This is a genomic window from Neptunomonas qingdaonensis (assembly GCF_900113275.1).
Taxonomy (GTDB): Bacteria; Pseudomonadota; Gammaproteobacteria; order Pseudomonadales; family Balneatricaceae; genus Neptunomonas; species Neptunomonas qingdaonensis.
This window is the reverse complement of the sequence record NZ_FOOU01000002.1, coordinates 123,858-138,371: the sequence shown is the minus strand read 5'-3', so window position 1 is coordinate 138,371 and position 14,514 is coordinate 123,858. Positions and strand designations below refer to the sequence as shown.

The 14,514-nt window shown below is 46.6% G+C and carries 15 protein-coding genes; 6 read left to right on the top strand and 9 right to left on the bottom strand.

Going from position 1 to position 14,514, the window contains the following annotated elements:
* Window positions 1-16: 16 nt before the first annotated feature.
* From tsaD to folK, 3 genes are read left to right on the top strand one after another with little or no spacing between them, the layout of a single operon-like run.
* Window positions 17-1,045, top strand: coding sequence for a tRNA (adenosine(37)-N6)-threonylcarbamoyltransferase complex transferase subunit TsaD (tsaD, locus tag BM099_RS03575; RefSeq protein ID WP_090724552.1), 1,029 nt, complete (start codon window positions 17-19; stop codon window positions 1,043-1,045).
* Window positions 1,046-1,075: 30 nt separating this feature from the next.
* Window positions 1,076-1,432, top strand: coding sequence for a dihydroneopterin aldolase (gene folB / locus BM099_RS03570; protein WP_090724549.1), 357 nt, complete (start codon window positions 1,076-1,078; stop codon window positions 1,430-1,432).
* Window positions 1,432-1,947 carry a 2-amino-4-hydroxy-6-hydroxymethyldihydropteridine diphosphokinase gene (folK, locus tag BM099_RS03565; protein ID WP_090724547.1) on the top strand — a complete coding sequence of 172 codons (516 nt, stop codon included), beginning with the start codon at window positions 1,432-1,434 and terminating at the stop codon, window positions 1,945-1,947. Before folB ends, folK begins: the two co-directional genes overlap by 1 nt.
* Before the next feature lie 70 nt (window positions 1,948-2,017).
* Here the strand turns inward: folK and BM099_RS03560 are convergent, their stop codons facing one another.
* The 8 genes from BM099_RS03560 to lptD all read right to left on the bottom strand — a co-directional run bounded on the left by BM099_RS03560 (window position 2,018) and on the right by lptD (window position 10,605).
* Window positions 2,018-3,133: a tRNA nucleotidyltransferase/poly(A) polymerase-related protein gene (locus BM099_RS03560; protein WP_090724544.1), complete on the bottom strand. Its 1,116-nt coding sequence runs from the start codon at window positions 3,131-3,133 to the stop codon at window positions 2,018-2,020.
* 19 nt (window positions 3,134-3,152) lie between these two features.
* Complete coding sequence (glpE, locus tag BM099_RS03555) at window positions 3,153-3,473, bottom strand: thiosulfate sulfurtransferase GlpE (RefSeq protein ID WP_090724542.1); 321 nt, start codon at window positions 3,471-3,473, stop codon at window positions 3,153-3,155.
* A gap of 5 nt (window positions 3,474-3,478) precedes the next feature.
* Window positions 3,479-4,309 (bottom strand): symmetrical bis(5'-nucleosyl)-tetraphosphatase, encoded by an 831-nt coding sequence (locus BM099_RS03550; protein ID WP_090724539.1) that lies wholly within the window; start codon window positions 4,307-4,309, stop codon window positions 3,479-3,481.
* Between the two features lie 69 nt (window positions 4,310-4,378).
* The gene (gene apaG / locus BM099_RS03545; RefSeq protein WP_090724536.1) at window positions 4,379-4,765 is read right to left on the bottom strand and encodes a Co2+/Mg2+ efflux protein ApaG; all 387 of its coding nucleotides are present in this window, start codon (window positions 4,763-4,765) and stop codon (window positions 4,379-4,381) included.
* 19 nt (window positions 4,766-4,784) lie between these two features.
* A complete protein-coding gene (gene rsmA, locus BM099_RS03540) occupies window positions 4,785-5,585 on the bottom strand; it encodes a 16S rRNA (adenine(1518)-N(6)/adenine(1519)-N(6))-dimethyltransferase RsmA (protein WP_090724534.1) in 801 nt (266 codons plus the stop codon).
* Window positions 5,575-6,597, bottom strand: a complete 1,023-nt coding sequence (gene pdxA / locus BM099_RS03535) for a 4-hydroxythreonine-4-phosphate dehydrogenase PdxA (RefSeq protein WP_090724529.1) — start codon at window positions 6,595-6,597, stop codon at window positions 5,575-5,577. The genes rsmA and pdxA overlap by 11 nt, the downstream gene beginning before the upstream one ends.
* Window positions 6,597-7,910: a peptidylprolyl isomerase gene (locus BM099_RS03530; RefSeq protein WP_232348854.1), complete on the bottom strand. Its 1,314-nt coding sequence runs from the start codon at window positions 7,908-7,910 to the stop codon at window positions 6,597-6,599. Before BM099_RS03530 ends, pdxA begins: the two co-directional genes overlap by 1 nt.
* A complete protein-coding gene (gene lptD / locus BM099_RS03525; protein ID WP_177201075.1) occupies window positions 7,903-10,605 on the bottom strand; it encodes an LPS assembly protein LptD in 2,703 nt (900 codons plus the stop codon). Before lptD ends, BM099_RS03530 begins: the two co-directional genes overlap by 8 nt.
* A 137-nt stretch (window positions 10,606-10,742) precedes the next feature.
* On the opposite strand from lptD, the gene BM099_RS03520 reads away from it, so the two are divergent.
* Genes BM099_RS03520 through djlA form a run of 3 tightly spaced genes read left to right on the top strand, consistent with a single transcriptional unit; the run spans window position 10,743 to window position 13,310 of the window.
* On the top strand, window positions 10,743-11,774 hold the full coding sequence (locus tag BM099_RS03520; RefSeq protein WP_090724523.1) for an aminoglycoside phosphotransferase family protein: 1,032 nt from the start codon (window positions 10,743-10,745) through the stop codon (window positions 11,772-11,774).
* A complete protein-coding gene (gene murU / locus BM099_RS03515) occupies window positions 11,771-12,475 on the top strand; it encodes an N-acetylmuramate alpha-1-phosphate uridylyltransferase MurU (RefSeq protein ID WP_090724520.1) in 705 nt (234 codons plus the stop codon). The genes BM099_RS03520 and murU overlap by 4 nt, the downstream gene beginning before the upstream one ends.
* Window positions 12,465-13,310, top strand: coding sequence for a co-chaperone DjlA (gene djlA, locus BM099_RS03510; RefSeq protein ID WP_090724518.1), 846 nt, complete (start codon window positions 12,465-12,467; stop codon window positions 13,308-13,310). The genes murU and djlA overlap by 11 nt, the downstream gene beginning before the upstream one ends.
* Before the next feature lie 3 nt (window positions 13,311-13,313).
* On the opposite strand, the gene BM099_RS03505 is transcribed toward djlA, so the two are convergent.
* A complete protein-coding gene (locus tag BM099_RS03505) occupies window positions 13,314-14,486 on the bottom strand; it encodes a DUF3530 family protein (RefSeq protein ID WP_090724515.1) in 1,173 nt (390 codons plus the stop codon).
* Window positions 14,487-14,514 lie beyond the last annotated feature (28 nt).

Here is a 14,514-nt window from a genome sequence, read left to right as displayed (position 1 = left end):
GAGTGATACAGTAAAGATGAAAGTTCTGGGGATCGAGACCTCCTGTGATGAGACTGGGGTCGCCATATATGATAATGACCACGGGCTGCTGGCGGATACGCTATATAGTCAGGTTGCCATGCATTCTGAATATGGAGGGGTAGTGCCTGAGCTGGCGTCGCGTGATCATATTCGTAAACTGTTACCTTTGATAAGTGAAACATTAAAACTGGCCGGTCTAAAAGCATCTGAGATTGATGCTGTCGCCTATACTGCAGGGCCTGGTCTGGTTGGTGCACTGATGGTGGGTGCGGCTACGGGACGCGCCTTAGCCATGGGGTGGGATGTGCCGGCGATTGGTGTGCACCATATGGAAGGCCACTTGCTGGCACCGATGCTGGAAGAAAACCCACCAGATTTTCCGTTTGTGGCTTTGCTGGTGAGCGGAGGGCATACGCAACTCGTCAAAGTGACGGGTATTGGTCATTATGAGTTATTGGGCGAGTCGCTCGATGATGCCGCCGGTGAAGCGTTTGATAAAGCCGCTAAAATGCTGGGTCTGGATTATCCGGGTGGCCCTTTAATCGCAAAACTGGCTGAAAAAGGAGACCGTACGCGTTTGCGCTTTCCCCGCCCTATGACGGATCGACCCGGGTTGGATTTTAGTTTTTCAGGTTTGAAAACTTTTACGATGAATACCATTAGCGCTCATAAAGTTGATGGAATCCTCTGCGAACAGGATAAAGCCGACATCGCGGCAGCCTTTGAGGAGGCAACCGTTGATACGCTGACTATTAAATGCCGCCGTGCACTGCAGCAAAGCGGATTGAAACAGTTAATTATTGCCGGTGGGGTAAGTGCTAACCAGCGTTTGCGTGATGCATTGGAAAAGATGGTTAAAAAAGAAAAAGCTCAGCTTTTTTATGCACGTCAGGCATTCTGTACAGATAATGGTGCGATGATTGCCTATGCGGGTTGTCAGCGTTTGCTGGCAGGCCAGTCGAGTGATCTGGTAATAGAAGCCAGGCCTCGTTGGGCTATGGACCTGTTAGATGCGTGCTCTTAAATAAATATTTTGTGATTAGGTGGTCGTTGAGTGGATATTGTTTATATCAGTTCTCTGCAAGTAGAGACAGTTATTGGTATTTATGACTGGGAGCGTGAAGTTCGCCAACTGGTGACCCTGGATCTGGAGATGGGCACTGATATAAGACAGGCTGCCTTGACAGAAGATATCGATAGTACGCTGAACTATAAAAGCGTTTGTGATCGTCTGATTGAGTTTATACAAGAGAGCGAATTTTTATTGGTTGAAACTATGGCCGAAGAAATAGCCACTTTGGTCATGCATGAATTTAATGTGCCGTGGTTAAAGTTGCGCTTAGGTAAGCCGAATGCGATTTCACAAGCCGCAGATGTCGGCGTGATTATCGAAAGAGGGAAGCGTATCTGATGCCATGCGTTTATTTGAGTATCGGTAGTAATATTGAGAGATATAAACATGTAACCGCCGGTTTAGATAGACTCAATACATGCTTCTCTCCATTGGTTATCTCGTCTGTTTATGAGAGTGAGTCGGTCGGCTTTAACGGCAACCCCTTTTTAAATCTGGTGGTTGGGTTGGAGACCGATCTTGAGATTGGCGCGTTATCGGCCTTACTAAAAGGTATTGAGGACGATAACGGCCGGGTTCGTGGTGGGCCAAAATTTGCTCCGCGGACGCTGGATGTTGATATTTTGACCTGTGGCGATCAAGTGGGTTGCTTTGCTGGTGTTCAGATACCAAGAAATGAGATTTTGACCAATGCTTTTGTGCTTTGGCCGTTGGCTGAAGTGGCTCCGCTTGATATGCACCCTGTTGTTGGCAAAAACTATCAGACGCTATGGCGTGAGTATGATAAATCCACTCAGAAGTTGCGTCCGGTGAATTTTAATTGGCAGGGTCGTTTGATATCACAAGGTGCCTGATAGGCCCATAGTAAGCATGCATGGGCTTTGCCATTTAGTATTTGCATCTTCTTGACGCTTTACTTGCGCTTTAGTCTTGACACATCTCTAGCTGCAGGCGCTTTATCTCATTGCCCAGTGCTGCGCCTTTAAAACCTTTCTGAATCAGATGACTTGGATTAATCGCTTTAAGTCGCGTTAATAAGGCTTCAATTTCTTCGGTTTTTAATGTTTCTTGATAAAGTGCGCGGCTTAATAAACAGCAGGCATCAAGTATGCCGCAGAGACGTTCCGGGCGACGAATCAGATCCAGCGCCTGAATTAAACTCAAACGTTGCCCGGCTGTTGCTCCCTGCCAGGTATGTAACACTCCAATCGCTTTAACTGTATGCGTGCTTAGGTCTCTGTATTGGTTCGGTGTTTTTAATCGCTGGCAGGTAGTGAGTATTGCGGTCTCGGCGTTGGGTGTATCCATAAAACAAAGCGTGCAGAGTGTTGCAAAGCGTACTTCATTTCCAATTTCATCAGTAAACAGCTGTTGCAGTGAGTCGGCGGCCGGTGAGTTTATCAGCGCTTTGAATTCAGGGAGAAGCTTCGTAAGCGCATGACTGCTTTCCAGAACCAGGAAAAAAGTCAGAGGAGATTTTTCTCCTAAGGCTCGATCCAGTTCTTGCCATATGCGTTCTTTGGTCAGGTGTTCTAGTTCGTCAGTGTCTGAAATTTCCTGCATGAGTTGCAGTGTCTCTGCGGCCAGAGTAAAGCCAAGATGAGCATAGCGAGCAGCGAAACGCGCGACTCTTAAGACACGTAATGGGTCTTCACTGAAGGCTGGTGATACGTGGCGTAATATCTTTGCCTGTAGGTCGTGTTGTCCGCCATAAGGATCAATAAGTTGTCCATCATTGGATAGCGCCATCGCGTTGATGGTTAGGTCTCGCCTGGACAGGTCTTCTTCCAGAGTAACATCCGGGCTGGCGTGGTATTGAAAGCCGCTATAACCTTTTCCGCTTTTGCGTTCGGTGCGGGCAAGCGCATATTCTTCACCGCTTGTCGGATGAATAAAAACAGGAAAATCGCTGCCGACGGGTTTATATCCCAACGTAAGCATGGCTTCGGGCGTTGCGCCAACCACCACCCAATCTTTATCATAAACCGGATAGTTGAGCAGTGTGTCTCTGACGGCTCCACCGACAAGATAGATATCCATAAAAGATCTTTAAATCCCGTTATTCAGATTCTATTTTTTCTGGCTGAGATGACGTCCAGGCTTCGAAGCCACCATCAAGACTACTGACACGCTCAAAACCTTGGTGTACCAGATATTGTGCGGCCGATTGGCTGCTGATGCCGTGATAACAACAAACAATCAAAGGGGTTTCAAAGTTTGCTGCCATCATGAACTCATGCAAATTGTCATTCGACAAATTAAAGGCACCGGGTATGTGGCCTTGTCGAAAGCTTTGAGTATCTCTGATATCGACAACAACGGCACCCTTTTCAAGCCAGTCGATTGCTTGAGTAGAGTCGATGCAAGTATATTGATCCATAGTGGTTATCCTGTCGCAAAAGCTGATTTTTGTAAGCTGGGTGTACGATAGTAGCTTAAGTCATCTAGCCGCAGGGCGGTAAGCTTTACGCCCCAGATGCACCCAGTATCCAATGCGTATACGTTTTGAGTGTCTGCAGCGCCTTGCAGTGCTGCCCAATGTCCGAAAATAATATTTTCCCCGGCAGTCTTGCGGTGCGGGTGTTTATACCAGGGAAGAAAACCATCCGGTTGCGTTTCAAGGCCCCCTTTGGAGGCAAACTCAAGTTTACCCTCAGGCGTACAAAAGCGCATCCGGGTCAGATAATTGGTGATCGTACGCAGGCGCTTCCAGCCTTTCAGATCGTTACTCCATTTCTCCGGTTTGTTGCCATACATATGCTCAAAAAAAGCTTGAGCTTTAGCTGAGCGTAAGATGTTTTCGACTTCTTGTGCTTTTTTTTGTGCATTATTGATTGACCAGCCTGGCGGTATGCCGGCATGGACCATGGTAAAGTTTAATCGGCTATCGGTGTGCAGAAGCGGTTGTTGCTGTAACCATTGCATCAGCTCTTCGCGATCAGGGGCGCAGAGTATCTCGTCCAGCGTATCACTCTTTTTTTTTCGTGTTATATCGTAATGAACCGCGAGGAGATGCAGGTCGTGATTGCCAAGCACCATATGGGCCTGAACACCGAGTTCTTTAATGAAGCGCAGTGTTTGTAGTGATTTAGGGCCGCGGTTAACCAAGTCACCACAGAGCCAGAGCTTATCATTTTGACCAAAATTAATCAGTTCAAGCAGGTTTTGAAACTCATCAAAACAACCCTGAATATCACCGATAGCATAGGTGGCCATAAGTCATCCTTTTCTTGCCCAGTTACGTTTTATAGTTACTTACTGGTAGTTACTTTTTTTAGCTACCAATTAATGCAGGGCGTTGGGTTGTGCTAATGTGAATGCAGGGATAGGGGCATTGAAGCGCTCACCTTCCGCTGTTTCCATGGTGTAATGACCGAACATGCTGCCGACGCGTGTGGCCAGAACGGTGCCGCTGGTATATTTGTAGCTGTCATGTGCCGGTATGACAGGTTGTTCGCCAACAACGCCTTCTCCTTCAATTTCCTGTACATGTTCATTACCGTCGGTAACGACCCAGCGACGGCTGAGTAGCTTTACGGCTTGGCTGTTATCATTAGTAATTGTGATCTCGTAAGAGAATACAAAGCGATGCGATTCCGCATCTGACTGGTTCGGCAGAAAACGTGTCGAGATCTCGATTTTGATCAGGGTGCTGGGGTCAAGGTGATCCATGTCGGGTTTGTAGTCTCTATTAGGGTGTCAAAAAATCGGCAATGCTGATGAAGTCTTGCACTGATAAACGTTCCGGTCGCAAAGACGGATCAATCTGCAGCATTTCAAGTTGCTCTGTACTGATCAGTTCTTTTAAATTGTTGCGCAGGGTTTTGCGTCGATGCGCAAAAGCTGTTTTGACAATTTGTTTCAGAACCAGTGGGTCTTTGGCGATAAAAGGCAGCTCTTGATAAGGGGTGAGCCTGACAATCGCTGAGTCAACTTTGGGTACCGGGTTGAAGGCTTCAGGAGGAACAATAAATAAAGGTTCAACCTGGCAATAGTATTGAGCCATAATGCCGAGGCGACCGTAGTTGTTTTCTCCCGCTTTGGCGGCGAGCCGGTCTACCACTTCTTTTTGTAGCATAAAGTGCATATCGACAATATCACCGGAATGGCTCAGCAGGTGAAAAATCAGTTGTGTCGAGATGTTGTAGGGCAGGTTGCCAACAATTCTGAGCGGGCGGCCATCTTCACGTAGGCTTTTGAAATCGAATTTCATAGCATCGGCTTCAAAAATACGAAAGCGATCTTCGTATCTGAAAAATTTCGTGCGCAAAATCGGTGGCAGATCGCGGTCGAGTTCGATAGCGTCTAAAGCGCCGGCTTCAGCCAGAATCTCTTCCGTTAATGCGCCTAATCCGGGGCCAATTTCGACCATATGATCGGAAGGGTGCGGCGCAATTGAACGAATAATCTGTCGGATAATTCCTTGATCCTGCAGGAAGTTCTGACCAAAACGTTTTCTGGCTTTATGCATAGCGGGTTGTTTATGACTCATGAATACTCTTTGAGTTGCTGCAGGTTGACTTGTTGCGGGCCATGTCGCCTGCGTAGTGAATGGCTAATTTGAGACTACCAAAACTGGCATTCCCTGTGCCGGCCAGATCCAGCGCGGTCCCGTGATCAACCGATGTTCGTATAATCGGCATGCCCAGCGTAATGTTGACGGCGTTACCGAAGCCTTTGTATTTCAATACGGGTAAGCCTTGGTCATGATACATCGCTAGCACAGCATCGCAATGGTCGAGATATTTCGGGGTGAATAGTGTGTCTGCCGGAAGCGGGCCTTGTAACTGATAGCCTTGAACACGTAATTCATTAAGCACGGGCTCAATGGTGTCAATTTCTTCGCGTCCCATGTGGCCGCCTTCGCCGGCATGGGGGTTTAAACCAGAGATGATTATTTTCGGGACGGCAATACCAAATGTATGTATAAGGTCATGCTGCAGTACTTCAATCACTTCACGTAGAAGCGATGGTGTAATGGCAGCGGAAACCTGGCTTAATGGAATGTGAGTGGTGACGAGTGCGACTTTCAACCCTTCGGTTGCCAGCATCATCACGACTTTTTTGCTAGCGGTAATCTCTTCTAAGAACTCAGTATGGCCAGAAAATGGAATGCCGGCATCATTGATGATCCCCTTGTGAACCGGTGCCGTAACCATGGCGTCAAAAAGACCATTAAGACAGCCATTGGCGGCTATCGATAAAGTCTCCAGAACATAATGGGCGTTTTTAACATCCAGCTCTCCTGTTGTGACCGTGCGGCTAAGCTGTACCGGAAGTACTTTAATAGTACGCGCTAATGTGGGAGAGGGCGGCTCTTGCGCATTGAATTTCTCAATGACAATAGGTAGGTCTAACTGACGCGCACGCGCATACAGCAATTCCGGATCGCAAACAGCTATTAACTCGTCAGGATGAGAATACTGCACCATTTGAATAATCAGGTCAGGTCCGATTCCGGCCGGTTCACCGGCCGTTATGGCTATCCGCTTACATTGTTGCATTATGGTTTGATCTCATCTTTGATCTCAACATAGGCAGCCGAACGCATTTCGCGTAACCAGTTTACCAACTCTTCAGAAAACTTACGCTTACTGATGGTAGATCTGGCCTGAGACTCCATGACCTGATCGCCCATGTCCTGAGTTCTGCGGTCCTGCACTTGTAGTATGTGCCAGCCAAAACGTGACTCAAAGGGTGCGCTTAGCTCGCCAATCGGAGTGCGTTCCATCTCTTGTTCAAACTCAGGAACCATCTGTCCAGGCGAGGTCCAACTCAGGTCTCCACCTTCTGAGCCGCTGGCTGGATCATCGCTGAGCTCTTTAGCGAGTTCTGCGAATGATTCACCTTCTTGCAGGCGTGTATGAAGACGTTCTATGAGTCGCTGAGTTTGGGCTGGTGATCGTATCTCACTGGGTTTGAGTAAAATGTGACGAACTTTAGTTTGATTCACCAACTGAACCGCTCCACCACGTTTATCTCTTAGCTGGGTAATATAGAAACCGCTGGCTGCTTTGACTGGCTTACTAATGTCTCCCGGCTTCATATTTCCGACAACGGCTGCCAGTGCTTCCGGCAATTCAGCCATTTTCCTCCAACCCAAATCCCCGCCATTCAGTGCGTTTGGTGCACTAGAGGTCGCGATGGCTGTTTCTGCAAAGTCAGCATTATTATTAATAAGGGTTTGGTAAATTGAGTTTGCTTTTGCCTCAGCGGCCTGGATTTGCTCCGAAGATGCTTGTTCCGGAATAGACGTTAGAATAATGCTGAGCAATAATTCAGACTGATTAGCCAGGGCGGCATCTGATTTCAGGAAGTTTTTGATCTCCTGATCTGATACTCGGATGCGGCGGCTGACATTGCTTTGCTGAACCTGAGCAATTAGCATTTCGCGGCGAATTTGCTCGCGGGCAGTCGCATAATCCTGACCTTCTGCAATGAGGGCTTGACGAAACTGTACCAAACTCATGCCATTTCGGCTGGCAATGTTGTTGATGGCATCGTTGAGTTGACGATCAGTGACTTTGAGACCTTGTTTTTCTGCCAGCTGCAGCATCAGGTTGTCGAGTACTAATCGATCCAGGACTTGTGGTGCGAGGATATTATCCGGCGGAATGCGTTGGTTGCGAGCACTTAGCTGGTCTCGAATGATTTGCAGGCGTTGCTTAAACTCTGACTCCAATACGATATCATCATTGACGATAGCAACCACTTTATCCAGATGCAGTGGGGCTGCATGTAGTTGGCTGCTAAGTATAAGTGAGGCCAGCGATGCCAGGCCAAATTGACGAATTTTCATAAAATTAGAATTAATCATTTATCTCTTCGCGTTGTTCAAAACCGGTTATTTTTTCGGCGAATTCGGATCCGCCGCTACGTCCAAAGCTACCTAATCCTTTGAGGACAAACTGCAAGTAAAGTGCCGTATCTTTTTCGTCTTCATCTGTTAACCAATGACGTGTGACTATCCGTGTTTTCCAACAACAACTTTCATATTCCAGACCAATAGCCGTGTCAATACTATCATTAGTTAGCCAATCATATTGCCAAACACCCAAAGCTGACCAGGTTTTACTGACTGGCCATATGAATGCTGCTGTACTTTGTTCTCGAATATCTTCTGAGAAACGATAACTGAGGCTGACGATACGATTGATATCGTCTTGATAACGGACGGCCACGTTGTGCTCGGTGGCTCGAATATCTTCGTGATCGAAATTCGCATTGAAATTGATGTTTAAGCGCTTATTTGGACGCCAGATGACGCTGGTAGCGATATCTGAAAAGTCTGAGGTGCCATCAGTGAGGGGGCTGTCGTCAAGCTCAACTGTGCGATCATCATAGTAAATGGCCTGGCCAATACTGGCAGTAATCGCCTCGCGTCCTTTTTGGTCTATCAAGCGGCTGGAGACGCCGAGTGATAGCTGTTTAGTGTCGCCGATTCGGTCATAACCACTGAAGCGATTACTTCTGAACAAGGAGGCGTAATCAAAACTATAAGCGGTAGTATCAAAATCAGGGATAGCCGATTGGTCCTGTTCTGGTACATAAAGAGCATATAGGCGTGGTTCAAGTGTTTGCTGGTAATGCGTGTTAAACAAAGAATAGTCACGATCGAAAAATAATCCGGAATCGATGCTGATGACGGGTACGCTTATTGATGGCGAGTCGTTCATGCCAGCTACCTGATCATTTAAAGAGTATTGTGAGTGCCATAGCTTAATGGCGGGTTTAATATAGCCGCTTGCGTTGCGCAATGTTGCAGTTAGTTCAGGTGCGATATGTAAGCGACTACCTGTAACACGATCGCTGTCCGTCAAGCCGGTAATATTCCTGTCAAACTGAGTGAGCTGCAATAAATAGCTGGCAGATAACCAGTCGGGGCCAAGGGTTGGGTCGCCGGATACTTGCAGCTGAGGCAGGCGACGATAAGGAGTGATGTTGTCCTCATCAATGGTCTGGTAGCTTTGCAATAAAAATTCCGATTGCCATTGATTTCCGTAATAGGCAACTGAACCGCTACGATTCAGATGACTTTCTTCAGCAGCATCTAATGTTGTACCAAGGTCGTCAAAGTAATCATCGTCACTGACGCTAAGGTAGTTGATTTTAGTTAGCCAGCGATCAGCAGGTTTCCCCGTGTGCTTAATGCCAAGTAACCATCGGTTTTGGTCTGTTACACGGTCGTTGGGTAGATAAGCGGTGCTCAATGAATTGGTGGAGTATGCATTCATGTATCTGAATTCATTTTCCAGCAAAATACCTCGCTTTTCCAGAAAGCGTGGTGTCAGTGTATCATCGATATTGGGCGCGATATTAAAGTAGTAAGGGGTGCTTAAGTCGAGTCCTTCGGTGTCGGAATAGCGGATTGAAGGGTAAAGGAAACCGGTGTGGCGTCTGTCATCTATAGGGAACTCAAAATAAGGCAAATACAGCACGGGAATGTCTGACACTTTAAGTGTTGCGTGTTTAGCCCAGCCAAATCCACTGTTCTTGTCTAAATGAATCTCTTTTGCGGCAAGATTCCATGTGTTGGCGTCTGGAGGGCATTGAGTGTAGTTGCCTTCTTTTATTGTGATAGTTGCATCTTCGTTACGGGATATCTGAGCGACTGACCCTCTGATATTATTTTTGAATAAAACATATTCGGCGTCATTTAACGTTGTTTTTTTTGTATTAGTATTTGATTGAGCCGTTTTACCTGTGAAGAGTAAACCTGGTTCTCGGTAAGTTGCTCCGCCGGAAATGTTGATATCCCCGGTTTCTTGGTTGATAGTGGCCGAATCGCTGTAAAGACTTCGTGAGCCTTGTACTATTTTAACGCTGCCAGTTAATTCTGTACCCAGACCAAGCTCCGTTCGTGCCTCAGATGCATCTACTGTAATGGGCTTGAATTGGAAAGGTGTGCCATCATCTTCAGGTAATGCTGGTTCTATATAGCGTCCGCTGCAATGGTTGGGGGATTGCCCCTCCGCATAAGGGTACCAACCAAGATGTGCATACGCTGATTGAGGGAGTGCAGGTGCTTTCTGTGCCTGAGTGCTGTTGTCTTTTGAGGGTACCAGGTCATTTCGTGATGCACCCGGAGTTTCTGTAGATGGAGCTTCTATAGATGGAGTTTCTATGGGTGGCGCTTCTCTATGCAACGCTTTTGTAAGAGGCTCAGCAACGGTTTCAGTTGGGGCTTCAGCTTGAGTCGCCGTTGCGATCGCAGGCGATGTAGCAGAAACCGTTTTCTGCGTCTGTTTTATTGTTTCTGCATTCGTGTAACTTGATTGTGTTAGCCTCTCGATTTGCTCCGCTGAGTTATCGCTGGCAGGATGTTTCGCTTCTGCTGCTGTAGTCGTCGAGCTTAAATCACCAGAGCTTGGTTCACCCGAGCAGTCCCATTTGTTATTGACCTGCTGACAGTTCCAGTTATTTTGATTGGCGAATGCGGGTTGGTACTGCACAAGTAAAGCGGTGGCGATGGCGGCAGTTAATCTGTGGGACGTGTGTTTTAGAAATGACATTCCAGGATTTCCAGTAGCGGATAATTGGCCAGTGTAGTTAGCAGTGTGAATAGGCTCGACTCTATATTCATTTGTGTAACTGGCAAAGTCTGGAATAATAAACATTCAAACGATGATGCGCTAGGGGAAACAGCAGAATGGGGCAACGCTTATCTACTTTATTGGGTTGGATTGAAGAATTACAGGCTGCTCGGGTCATAGATATCGAAAAAGGCTGGGAATTAGTGCCGGTTTCCGGTGATGCGAGTTTTAGACGATATTTTCGCGTAAAAACAGAGTGCCAGTCATGGATCGCTGTGGATGCGCCGCCTGAAAAAGAAAATAGCCAAACATTTGTAAGGATCGCCCGGTCTTGGCTTGATCAGGGAGTCCATGTGCCGCAAGTGATTAGTGTCGACCTTGATCAGGGTTTCATGTTGTTGTCTGATTTTGGTGATCAATTATTATTGCCGGCACTGAAGGAAAAAAGTGTTGATCACTTGTATAAACTTGCAATGGCCGAGCTTTATAAAATCCAGAGCTGTGATGCTGAATCCCTTCCTTTATATGACAGCAGTTTGTTACAACGTGAAATGGCATTGTTTAAGGATTGGTTCTTGGTGTCTTTGCTGAGTATTGACCTGAACTCAGATGATCAAGAAAGCATTAATACTGGATTTTCTTTATTAGAGGCGAGTGCGTTGGAGCAACCCGCAGTCTGTGTTCATCGGGACTATCATTCACGTAACTTGATGATCACATCTGAACATACTCCCGGTGTGATCGATTTTCAGGATGCGGTAAAAGGCCCGATAACCTATGATCTGGTTTCGTTGCTAAGAGATTGTTATATCAGTTGGCCGGATGAGCAAGTGTATGAGTGGGTTGGTTGTTTTCGAACCGAACTTGTTAGGAAAAACCCATTATTGGCAGAAATAACCATGGAACGTTTTGAGCGCTGGTTTGATCTGATGGGGATGCAAAGGCATTTAAAAGCCATAGGGATTTTTGCGCGATTAAGCATTCGCGATGATAAGCATAGTTATTTGCAGGACATTCCCAGAACCTTGCAGTATGTGAATCAGACCTCTGCTAAGTATCCTGAACTGGAACAGTTTAATCTGTTAATCAATGAAAAAGTCCTGCCCACTATGCGTGATGTCGCGGCTTTTGCTGAAATAACACAATGAAGGCAATGATATTAGCCGCAGGGTTAGGGACGCGCTTACGCCCATTAACCTTGAGTACACCAAAACCACTGATCCTGGTGAGTGGTAAACCTTTGATTGTCTATCATATTGAAAACCTGGTTAAAGCGGGTTTTACAGAGATTATCATTAACCATGCTTGGTTAGGTGAGCAGATCGAAGCGGCTTTGGGTGATGGATCTCAGTGGGGTGTTTCGATCACATATTCGCCGGAAGAAAAACCTTTAGAGACGGGAGGTGGGATTTTTCGCGCACTGAGTCGACTTTCTGAAAGAGGTGAGTCGTTCTTGGTTATTAATGGCGATATTATGACTGACTTTGATTTTTCTGTACTATCCGATATTAATCCTGCTGTTGCTCATTTGGTGCTGGTAGCCAATCCGGAACATCATCCCGAGGGGGATTTTTCATGTCTATCGGACGGTACACTGTCTTTGCAGGCTGATAAGCTGACTTTTTCAGGGATTAGTGTGTTAAATCCTGCGCTGTTTGCCGGTTGTGATGACTCGGCCTTTGCGTTGGGGCCGTTATTGAAAAAAGCGATATCTTCAGGGCAGGTTAGCGGAACGATATATACGGGTGCCTGGATTGATGTCGGTACCCATGGCCGTTTGAAACAGGCTGAACAATTAATACAAGAACAAAAACAAGTCATACAAGAGAAAAAACAAGATGGCAATTGATGCGCAGGCAACAGGGCAAAGTATAGGGGCTTCATTGTTGAAGTACCGGGGTGGAGTGATCGTCGGCGCTTTAATAGGTTTGATGAGTGGAGGTTTTTGGGGATTAGTTTTTGGTGGGGTAATCGGTGGATTAGTCAGCAAGGCTATTGTCAATGTGTTGACAGGTGGTGTGTCTCCTCAACTAGCATTTTTCAAAGCGACCTTTGCTGTGATGGGCAAAGTGGCAAAAGCGGATGGCCGGGTTACTGAGAATGAAATTCAGTTTGCGCGTGATGTAATGGCGCGAATGAATTTATCAGAAGAGCGTAAACGTGAAGCGATGGGGTACTTCTCTGAAGGTAAGGAGGCTGATTTCAATATCGCTGATGTGTTATCGCCTTTATCGCGTGTCATTCAGTCGCAGGCGGCTGTGAAAATCATGTTTGTTGAAATTCAACTGCAAGTCGCCATGGCAGATGGGCAGATGTCTCCGGCTGAGTTGGCAGTAGTACAAGAGGTGTGCACCTTATTGCGTATGTCAGGCGTGGAAATGGCTGCGCTTATGTCAAGAATGCAGGCGCAACAAGCGTATCAACAGCAGAGCTATCAGCAGCACCAGCATTTTCAACAAGCATCAGAACAGAGTTTGCTCAAAGAGGCTTATGGTGTGTTGGGTGTTAAAGAGGGTGATGCTGAGGCAGACATCAAAAAAGCCTACCGTAGACTAATGAGCCAGCATCATCCGGATAAATTGGTTGCCAAAGGCTTACCGCCTGAAATGATGCAGCTTGCAAAAGAGAAAACCCAAGAGATACAGGCGGCATACGATCGTGTTAAAACCGCCAGAAAAAACTAATGTTTATATAGGATTTGCTTGTTTGTTTTGAGGTGGTACAGGCGTGCCTGGTGGCTGATTTATTGAAGGGGCTGGAGTTGAAGGGATTGAAATAGCCTCTTTTTCGGCTTTTACAATATAGGTTTCAAGCAGGCCGCGCGTGTAGCGAATCAGCCATTCTTGTCCTTGAAGTGTGTTGCTGGTCGCGGGTAAACGACTTTGGTGATAGTTGTTTATGTTAGTTAAGTTATTACGTCGTGCTGTTTCAAGGCGTAATCTTGAATAGCTTTTGTGAGAACGTGAAGAGCTTCCTGGGTTGTCAGTGTAAATATCCAGTGTTGTGAGTTCGAGTTCAGGAATCAGATCTAAAAGTTTTGGTGCGCTGATATCAGGTGACTGTTGCGCATTAATGATCAATAAACTCATGTTGGCTTGTGCCTGAAGGTCTAGTGCCAGTGCGGTTGCCCATGTTGCTCCGGTTCCGGCCCCTGCCAGTATAAATCTATCCATGCCTTTCTGTTGTAATGCCTGCAAGGCAGTCATTCCGCGTTGTAATATTTGTTGGTAAGCTTCTGAGCTCTGTCTTTCCACTTCAGACTCAGACTCAGACTCAGACTCTTGGCTTGCGGGGAGTGGCGTGGTTGGCGTTGTGTTTGCAGTCGTGTTTTGTTCTATAGGTGTGGTTGATTCAGGGGTGGCCGTTGAGTCTTCTGTGTCTGTCGATGGTTGTGAACGGATGGCTTTGAGGCTAGGGAGTGTTCGGATTGGGTTTGCCCGTGTTACAGGTGCAGGAAGTGGGATGGCTAATGTGCTCCAACCAAACTCGGATAAACCGGTTCTTAAAGGCTCAATAAAAATTGGCCAGTTCGGGTGGGTGTAATCATCCGGAAAAAAAATTATCCCCCCGTGGGATAGTGCTCCGCTCCTGTTGCGATAATAGGCTTTAAAATTATCTTCGCCGGCATTTAAATCAAGAATTTCTGTTTCTGAGCTCATTAGTTCTTTAGATACGTCTGCTAACAGCGAAGCTTGTTTGTCCGGCACAATTCGGTTTGCTTTTATAGTCTCGGTCGGAGGTGCGGGGGTTTGTGTATCGCCTGCAGGCGTTTCTTCAGCAAACGATGAGGTAACGCCGCCGCTGATGAGCCAGAGGAGCGACAGAATCATAAGGCGATAATTCGGTGTTTTGATTTTCATAACGTGATTATCAGGGAAAAAAAATATC

Coding starts and splice junctions, on each gene's coding strand:
- tsaD (WP_090724552.1), top strand. CDS start 17: ATGAAAGTTCTGGGGATCGAGACCTCCTGTGATGAGACTGGGGTCGCC.
- folK (WP_090724547.1), top strand. CDS start 1,432: ATGCCATGCGTTTATTTGAGTATCGGTAGTAATATTGAGAGATATAAA.
- BM099_RS03560 (WP_090724544.1), bottom strand. CDS start 3,133: ATGGATATCTATCTTGTCGGTGGAGCCGTCAGAGACACACTGCTCAAC.
- glpE (WP_090724542.1), bottom strand. CDS start 3,473: ATGGATCAATATACTTGCATCGACTCTACTCAAGCAATCGACTGGCTT.
- BM099_RS03550 (WP_090724539.1), bottom strand. CDS start 4,309: ATGGCCACCTATGCTATCGGTGATATTCAGGGTTGTTTTGATGAGTTT.
- apaG (WP_090724536.1), bottom strand. CDS start 4,765: ATGGATCACCTTGACCCCAGCACCCTGATCAAAATCGAGATCTCGACA.
- rsmA (WP_090724534.1), bottom strand. CDS start 5,585: ATGAGTCATAAACAACCCGCTATGCATAAAGCCAGAAAACGTTTTGGT.
- pdxA (WP_090724529.1), bottom strand. CDS start 6,597: ATGCAACAATGTAAGCGGATAGCCATAACGGCCGGTGAACCGGCCGGA.
- BM099_RS03530 (WP_232348854.1), bottom strand. CDS start 7,910: ATGATTAATTCTAATTTTATGAAAATTCGTCAATTTGGCCTGGCATCG.
- lptD (WP_177201075.1), bottom strand. CDS start 10,605: ATGTCATTTCTAAAACACACGTCCCACAGATTAACTGCCGCCATCGCC.
- BM099_RS03520 (WP_090724523.1), top strand. CDS start 10,743: ATGGGGCAACGCTTATCTACTTTATTGGGTTGGATTGAAGAATTACAG.
- murU (WP_090724520.1), top strand. CDS start 11,771: ATGAAGGCAATGATATTAGCCGCAGGGTTAGGGACGCGCTTACGCCCA.
- djlA (WP_090724518.1), top strand. CDS start 12,465: ATGGCAATTGATGCGCAGGCAACAGGGCAAAGTATAGGGGCTTCATTG.
- BM099_RS03505 (WP_090724515.1), bottom strand. CDS start 14,486: ATGAAAATCAAAACACCGAATTATCGCCTTATGATTCTGTCGCTCCTC.